We start from the raw sequence: 6,718 nt of genomic DNA on the forward strand, positions 1-6,718 counted from the left end.
CCCGCTCGGCGACGTGCTCGCCCGCGACGACGCCGTAGGCGACCGTCTCCGCGAGCGAGTTCCCGCCGAGTCGGTTCGCCCCGTGGACGCCGGCCATCGTCTCGCCGATCGCGAACAGCCCGTCAATATCGGTTTCGCCGTACTCGTCGACGCTGACGCCGCCCATCCCGTAGTGGGCCGTCGGGGCGACTTCGACCGGTTCTTCGGCCATATCGACCCCGAGGTCCATGAAGCGCTCGTACATCCGCGGGAGCCGTGTTTCGATGAACTCGGCGTCACGGTGGGAGATGTCGAGGGAGACCCCGCCGTTTTCAGCGCCGCGGCCCTCGGCGACCTCCTGTGCGATCGCCCGGGCGACGACGTCGCGGGCGTCGAGTTCCATCTGATCCGGCGAGTATCGCTCCATGAATCGCTCGCCCTCGGCATTGTAGAGGCGTCCCCCTTCGCCACGGACGGCCTCGGTGACCAATCGGCCGCTCCAGGGCTCCCACTCGGGGTCGTCCTCGTCGACCGCCATCCCAGTCGGGTGGAACTGGACGAACTCCATGTCCATGAGCGTCGCGCCCGCGTCATAGGCGAGTGCGGCGCCATCGCCGTTATTCTCGTCGTCGCGGGAGGTATGACGGTTGTAGATGGCCGCGTGGCCGCCCGCCGCGAGGACGACCGTTCCGGCGTTGAACACGAGAAACTCGCCGGAGTCCATGTCGAACCCCACGGCGCCGGAGCACTCCTCGTCGTCGGAGAGGAGTTTCGTGATCATTACGTTCTCGCGGTACGGTATCTTGAGTGACTGCGCCTTCTCGACGAGCGTGTTCAACATCGACTCGCCGGTGTGGTCGCCGGCGAAGGCGGTTCGGCGGAACGACTGAGCGCCAAAGAAGCGCTGGTCGATCTCGCCGTCCTCCGTTCGGGAGAACTCCATGCCCCACTCGTCGAGTTCCCGGAGTCGGTCGGGCATCTGTTCGGTCACCGTCTCGACCTTTTCAGGGTCGTTGACGAAGTGGCCCTCATTGAGTGTGTCGGCGGCGTGGATCGCCGGACTGTCTTCAGGATCGTGCGTCCCGAGCGCGCCGTTGATGCCGCCGCGGGCCCACGTCGTGTGGGCGTCGCCGTGGCCGCGCTTGCCGAGCACCAACACGTCGTCGACGCCCTGCTCCGCGAGTTCGATAGCCGTTCTGGCGCCGGCCGCGCCGGCCCCGACGACGAGCACCGATACGTCGACGCGTTCGTACTCCGGCGTCCGCCCGTCGCTTGCGGCTTCGTCTCGGTTCATACATATAATACGGGCTCAACACTAATTAACCCCTCGCGCGCGTGCGCGCGAACCAACGGTTCTTATATCATGCAGTCCGTAGCACTCACGCTGATACATATGTATACACATGCTTGAATCCGACCACCCGATCGAAGACCGTCCGACTCCGGACCCGGACTACGGGGCCGACGACGCTGTCTCGGCACAGCTCGACGCGCTCCGGCGGAACGACGAACCCCACGAGAACGCCGGTATCCAAACGGCGTACAACTTCGCCTCACCCGCCAACCGTCGGTCGACGGGGCCGCTCGATCGGTTCGTCCGGATGGTCCAGTCCGAACGGTACTGCGTCATGATCGACTTTGAGGAAGCCGTCAGCGGACCTGTCGAGCGGTCGGGAAACTACGCCAAACAGCGGGTGACAATCACGGGGGAAAGCGGCCGGACTGTCACCTACGAGTTTGGGCTCTCCGTCCAGTCGACCGGCGCGTTCCGAGGGTGCTGGATGACCGACTCCGTTCAGATCGTTTGAACGAGGCGAACCGTTCGGCGGACGCCACCGTCTTGTCCGCGACGCCCGTACGAATCGGTATGCAGTCGGTCCTCTCCGAACTCGAACGGACGAAGCTCGATTCGGGCGATGACGACGCGTTCTACGACAGCCCGCGATTCGTCACGCATGCCGATGAGGGGTTTCTCCGGGGACTTACCGAGACGTACGCGTCGGTGCTGGAACCCGGCGACCGGATCCTCGACGCGATGAGCAGTTGGGTATCGCACCTTCCGGACGAATCGTACGATCGCGTCGTCGGCCACGGGCTCAACGAGGCGGAGTTGGCGGCCAACGACGCGCTCGACGAGTCCGTCTGTCGAAATCTCAACGCCGAACAGTCGCTGCCGTTCGCTGACGACGCCTTCGACGCCGTGCTGTGCGCGCTCTCCGTTCAGTATCTCGAGTATCCGGGTCGTGTATTCGCCGAGTTCGCCCGCGTGCTCGACGGCGGCGCTCTTGTCGTCAGTTTCACCAACCGGATGTTCCCGACGAAGGCCGTTCGTGCGTGGCGCGTTGCCGACATGGAGGGCCGGCGGGAGCTAGTCAAATCGTACTGCCGGGCCGGCGGCCTCGCCGTCACAGAGGTCATCGAGGAGCGGCCACAGAGCGACCCGCTCGTCGCCGTGATCGCCCGCCCGGAGTGACGGGGGAGACGCCGCGTCCTCAGTCGCCAGCCTGAGGTGTCGGCCGATACTGGCGGCTCACCGCCCGCCAGCGGCCGGATCGGAACCGCCACAGCGTCACGAGCGCCGGGATCGCCGCCTCGAAGACGAGGGCCGCGTAGAGCCCGATGACGCCGACGGCAGTGATCGGACCGAGCGCAGCCGCCGGGAGCGCAAAGACGTACAGCCCGAGCAGGGCGGCGTAGAACGGAATCCGCGTGTCGCCCGCCCCGCGGAGCACGCCGGTCGCCGAGGCCTTGATCGCGAGTGCGACTGCGCTGGCCGCGGCGACACGGACGAACGCGGTCGCGGCGTCGAGTTCAGCCGGTTCGACAAACACCCCGGCAATCGGGCGAGCGGCGGCGAAGACGACGACCGTCGTCACGAGGCTGATCGCCGCCGACAGCCGGAGGATGGCGGCGCCGTAGGCCGTCGCCTCGTGTTCGTCGTCGGCACCGAGCTGCTGGCCGACGAGCGTGCTCGCCGCGATCGAAAAGCCCCACGAGATGCAGTCCATGAGCGCCCGGATCCGGCGGGCAGCGGCGTAGGCGGCGACCACGACCGGCCCGAACGTCGCCGCGATCGCCAACAGCGGAAAGGTCACAATCCCCTCCGCGAGCCGCCGGCCGATCAGCGGCCCCGACACGGACACCAACTCGCGGATCGTCCCAGGGGCGAGGTGGGGCCGCTCGGCCCGGATCGGGACCGGCAGCGAGCTACGGCCGCCGTAGGATCGGCCGATCATCCCCGGAATAAACGCGAGGGTGACGACGGCGAGGGAGGCGACGGTCCCGATCGCCGCCCCCGCGACGCCGAGGCCGGCCCCGAATATCAACGCGGCCGAGAGGGCGATGTTGATCACCGCGCCGAGGCTGCGAATCACCATCGGGGTGAGCGTGTCGCCGATCGCCGCGTACGTCCGGCTCGCGACCATATTGAAGAACTCGAAGGGGAGGCCAAGGGCGGCGATAGAGAGATACAGCGCGCCGTCGCTGACGGCCGCCGGCCCGGCGTCGCCGCCCACGAGCGCGACGAGGGGTTCGGCTCCGAGCACGAACGTCGCCGCAACCGGGACGGAGACGGCGACGGTGAGAAGAACGCTCTGTTTAACCACGAGAGAGGCCTGTGCGTCGTTCCCAGCCCCGTACTGTTGGGAAACCAAGGCAACGGTACTACCCGCCAGTCCGATAGCGACGAACTTCCCGAGCAGCCAGAAGGCGCCGGCGAAGGCCAACCCCGCGACAGCCGCGGAACCGAGTGCGATCCCGACGAGCGCTAGGTCGACGGCCTGTTTCGACATAATGGCAAAGCCGGTGATTACCCGGGGCCAGGCCAGATCGGTCACCGCCCGCAGCCGACGCTGCTCGATCATGCCGGCGTTTTCGAGGGCGATTCCGATCCGAGACACACGCGGTAATTGGGCCGGCGGGCGCTTGTCGCTGTCGGCTCCGGCCGGCTGTCCGTGTTGGTTCCGAGGGCTGTCGGCCGGTCACCGGACGGTGTCCGACCGCGGGGTGGCGTCCGATCGCTCCGGGGCGGGAGCTGCCGGAACGGCCGGCCCCGCGGCTGCTCGTCGTCCGGCCCACCGTCGCGGCCGGGCGCCGGTGGATGGCGGGGGTCGGGCTCGTCGGACTCGGGCTTCGGTTGTTCGTCGGGCGGTGGCCCGGCCGGATCGTCCGTCCGGCAGTCGGATTTATGCGTTTTGTCTACGAATGACACGGTGTATGTCCCAACAGATTGAAGAGCAACTCGAAGTCGACCGGTACACGCTCGGTCTCGTCGGCCCCGACCAGGAGTGGGCGGGCACCGTTGCCGACGGCGGCACGGTCCGAACGCACACGCCGCCGGCCTGCTGGGGGCCGATGATCACACCGGATTTCCGGGGCGGTCACGAGGTCACGCGGCCGATCCGGGTCGAGGGTGCCGAACCGGGCGACGCATTGGTCGTCCGTATAAAAGACGTCGAGGTGACGAGCGTCGCCACCAGCACGGGCAGTATGCGCGAGCGCGAGGAGGCGTTCGGCAGCGACCCGTTCGTCGACCACGTCTGCCCGGAGTGTGGCACCGAGTGGCCCGAGAGCGTCATCAAAGGGATCGGCGAGGACGCCATTCGTTGTGCGGAGTGTGGGGCGAACGCCTCCTCGTTTGGCTTCGAGTTCGGCTACACCGTCGCCTTCGACGACGACCGGTCGGTCGGCCTTACCCTGGGCTCCGAGGGCGCGACCGACCTCGCCGAGCGCGCCGAGAGAGCGATGGCGCTGCCGGACCACTCCCGACAGCACCCGATCCTCCTGTATAAACCGGACGAAATACCGGGCACCCTCGGCCGCCTCCGTCCCTTTATCGGGAACATCGGGACGACGCCGAGCCGCGAGTTTCCCGACTCGCACAACGCCGGCGACTTCGGGCAGTTTCTGATCGACGCCGACCACGACTGGGGATTGCCGGACGAGGCGGCCCTCGGGGACCGCACCGACGGCCACATGGACTCCAACGACGTTCGGGCCGGCGCGGCGCTGGTCTGTCCCGTCGAGATCGAGGGCGCGGGGCTGTACGTCGGCGATCTTCACGCCAATCAGGGTGATGGCGAACTCTCGCTGCACACGACCGACGTGAGCGGTCGGACAGAACTGGAGGTCGAGGTGATAAAAGACGTCGGCCTCGACGGACCGCTGCTGTTGCCCAACGAGTCGGATCTGCCCCACATCGCAAAGCCATACACGGACGACGAGCGCGAAGCGGGGGCGGCCCTCGCCGCGGAGCACAGCGTCGGTGAGTTCCGCGACGCCGCTCCGGTTCAGTTCGTCGGGTCGGGGGCGACGATCAACGACGCGACCGAGAACGCCTTCGATCGGGCTGGCGCGCTGTTCGGGATGACAGAGGGCGAGGTCCGGGGGCGGTGTACGTTCACGGGTGGGGTCGAAATCGCCCGACTACCGGGGGTCGTTCAGCTGTCGATGCTGGCGCCGATGGACCTCCTAGAGGAGTGCGGCCTCGACGGGGTCGTCCGCGAGCAGTACGGTATATAACTGTCGCCGGCGGATATCGCCGGTAGAAGCCGTATATAGTATATAAGTGCTGCCGGGGAGAACAAGCTACGGTATCTAAGTGCTGACGGAGTGGATCACCCGTGCGTGTCTCCGGCCCCGGTCTTAGCCGGATATCCGGTCGAAATATCCTTTTTTGTGCCGCCCGTTCCGGAGGAGCATGGGACGAGTGTCTCGGTACCGACAACGGGTGTACGCGGAGTTCGAGGCTGCCTTCGCGGAGCAACACACCCCCCACCAAGTCGCCGGGAGTTTCTCCATTGGCGTTTTCGTCACGACGCTGCCTTCGCTGGGACTCGGACTCGTCTTCTTTTTATTCCTCACCCGCCTGTCGGACCGGATCAGCCCCATCGCCATCTTCTCGTCGGCGCTCGTCATCAACCCACTGGTCAAGGCACCGATGTTCGTCGCGGCTTTCTGGATCGGCACGCGGTTGCTCGGTCCAACCGAAACCGCGTCGGGCGGGTTCGCGGAGGCCACCGCGGTCGCGACCCGCATGATCTCCGGGTTCGTCGTCATCGGGGTCGCCATCGCCGCGGCCGGATACGTCGTAGTGTACGTGCTCGTGACACAGTACCGAAAACGCGATGTCGAACTCGTCGAAGAGATACTCGACGACGAGTTGCTTGCGGAGTGACCGAGGCCGAGCGCTCACGTGAGTCGGGCCGGTGACACTCGACCCGTCATCAGCGTCCGCCCGCCGATACGGATCAGCGATCACTCGCGTCCCTGCTTCGCTCGGCTGCGGTGGTGTATAATTCGTGTAGCTCGTCTAACGCCTCCTGTACGTCGTCGTGGGTCCCGCCGTCCAGTCCGTACACGGCCTTAGAGAGTGTTTGATGGACGGCCTTGTCGGGGGGTGCAAACCGGCGATCTCGTTGGTCCCTGGCTTCATAGGTTTCGAGCAGCGCCGTCTTTGCGGTTTCTGGTTCGCCGTCGCGTACGTGCTGTTTCGCCACGCGAACCTGCTTTGCGGCCGCTTCAAACACGGCTGCCTCGGTCTGCCCCATGGCTGTACTTCATAAAAGATCATCTTACCCATTGTGACGGCCGGGCAGACGTTGTGGTTCGGAAGCGAGTTTGCCATCGCTCAGGGCCGTTTCGGAACGGGTCCTCTTCTCCGAGTCGGTACCGAGATCGATCCGCCGCTTCGAGCCGGATTCCACGCCCAGCGATACCGGGCCGGAAGGGGAGTTTTATG

At 66.4% G+C, this 6,718-nt stretch carries 7 protein-coding genes; 4 read left to right on the forward strand and 3 right to left on the reverse strand.

Annotated elements, in window-relative coordinates:
- Nucleotides 1-1,273 (reverse strand): L-aspartate oxidase (locus ACI944_RS09930; protein ID WP_411718884.1); only part of this gene is annotated, 1,273 nt, incomplete at its 3' end.
- A gap of 109 nt (nucleotides 1,274-1,382) precedes the next feature.
- Here ACI944_RS09930 and ACI944_RS09935 point away from each other — a divergent pair.
- The gene (locus ACI944_RS09935) at nucleotides 1,383-1,787 is read left to right on the forward strand and encodes a DUF4864 domain-containing protein (protein ID WP_411718885.1); all 405 of its coding nucleotides are present in this window, start codon (nucleotides 1,383-1,385) and stop codon (nucleotides 1,785-1,787) included.
- A gap of 59 nt (nucleotides 1,788-1,846) precedes the next feature.
- Entirely contained in the window at nucleotides 1,847-2,452 is a 606-nt protein-coding gene (locus tag ACI944_RS09940; protein WP_411718886.1) for a class I SAM-dependent methyltransferase, read from the forward strand.
- A gap of 19 nt (nucleotides 2,453-2,471) precedes the next feature.
- Here the strand turns inward: ACI944_RS09940 and ACI944_RS09945 are convergent, their stop codons facing one another.
- Nucleotides 2,472-3,878, reverse strand: coding sequence for an MATE family efflux transporter (locus ACI944_RS09945; protein WP_411718887.1), 1,407 nt, complete (start codon nucleotides 3,876-3,878; stop codon nucleotides 2,472-2,474).
- A 316-nt stretch (nucleotides 3,879-4,194) separates the two neighbouring features.
- Here ACI944_RS09945 and ACI944_RS09950 point away from each other — a divergent pair, with 316 nt between their 5' ends.
- Both ACI944_RS09950 and ACI944_RS09955 read left to right on the forward strand, forming a co-directional pair.
- Nucleotides 4,195-5,499, forward strand: a complete 1,305-nt coding sequence (locus ACI944_RS09950) for an acetamidase/formamidase family protein (RefSeq protein WP_411718888.1) — start codon at nucleotides 4,195-4,197, stop codon at nucleotides 5,497-5,499.
- A 178-nt stretch (nucleotides 5,500-5,677) separates the two neighbouring features.
- Nucleotides 5,678-6,154 carry a DUF2062 domain-containing protein gene (locus ACI944_RS09955; RefSeq protein WP_411718889.1) on the forward strand — a complete coding sequence of 159 codons (477 nt, stop codon included), beginning with the start codon at nucleotides 5,678-5,680 and terminating at the stop codon, nucleotides 6,152-6,154.
- A gap of 73 nt (nucleotides 6,155-6,227) precedes the next feature.
- On the opposite strand, the gene ACI944_RS09960 is transcribed toward ACI944_RS09955, so the two are convergent.
- Complete coding sequence (locus tag ACI944_RS09960) at nucleotides 6,228-6,527, reverse strand: hypothetical protein (RefSeq protein WP_411718890.1); 300 nt, start codon at nucleotides 6,525-6,527, stop codon at nucleotides 6,228-6,230.
- Between the last annotated feature and the right edge of the window lie 191 nt (nucleotides 6,528-6,718).

This window comes from Natronomonas sp. (genome assembly GCF_046710025.1).
GTDB lineage: Archaea > Halobacteriota > Halobacteria > Halobacteriales > Haloarculaceae > Natronomonas.

Excerpts from the sequence above, each read along its gene's own strand:
- ACI944_RS09955 (WP_411718889.1), top strand. The coding sequence starts at position 5,678 with ATGGGACGAGTGTCTCGGTACCGACAACGGGTGTACGCGGAGTTCGAG.
- ACI944_RS09950 (WP_411718888.1), top strand. The coding sequence starts at position 4,195 with ATGTCCCAACAGATTGAAGAGCAACTCGAAGTCGACCGGTACACGCTC.
- ACI944_RS09960 (WP_411718890.1), bottom strand. The coding sequence starts at position 6,527 with ATGGGGCAGACCGAGGCAGCCGTGTTTGAAGCGGCCGCAAAGCAGGTT.
- ACI944_RS09940 (WP_411718886.1), top strand. The coding sequence starts at position 1,847 with ATGCAGTCGGTCCTCTCCGAACTCGAACGGACGAAGCTCGATTCGGGC.
- ACI944_RS09935 (WP_411718885.1), top strand. The coding sequence starts at position 1,383 with ATGCTTGAATCCGACCACCCGATCGAAGACCGTCCGACTCCGGACCCG.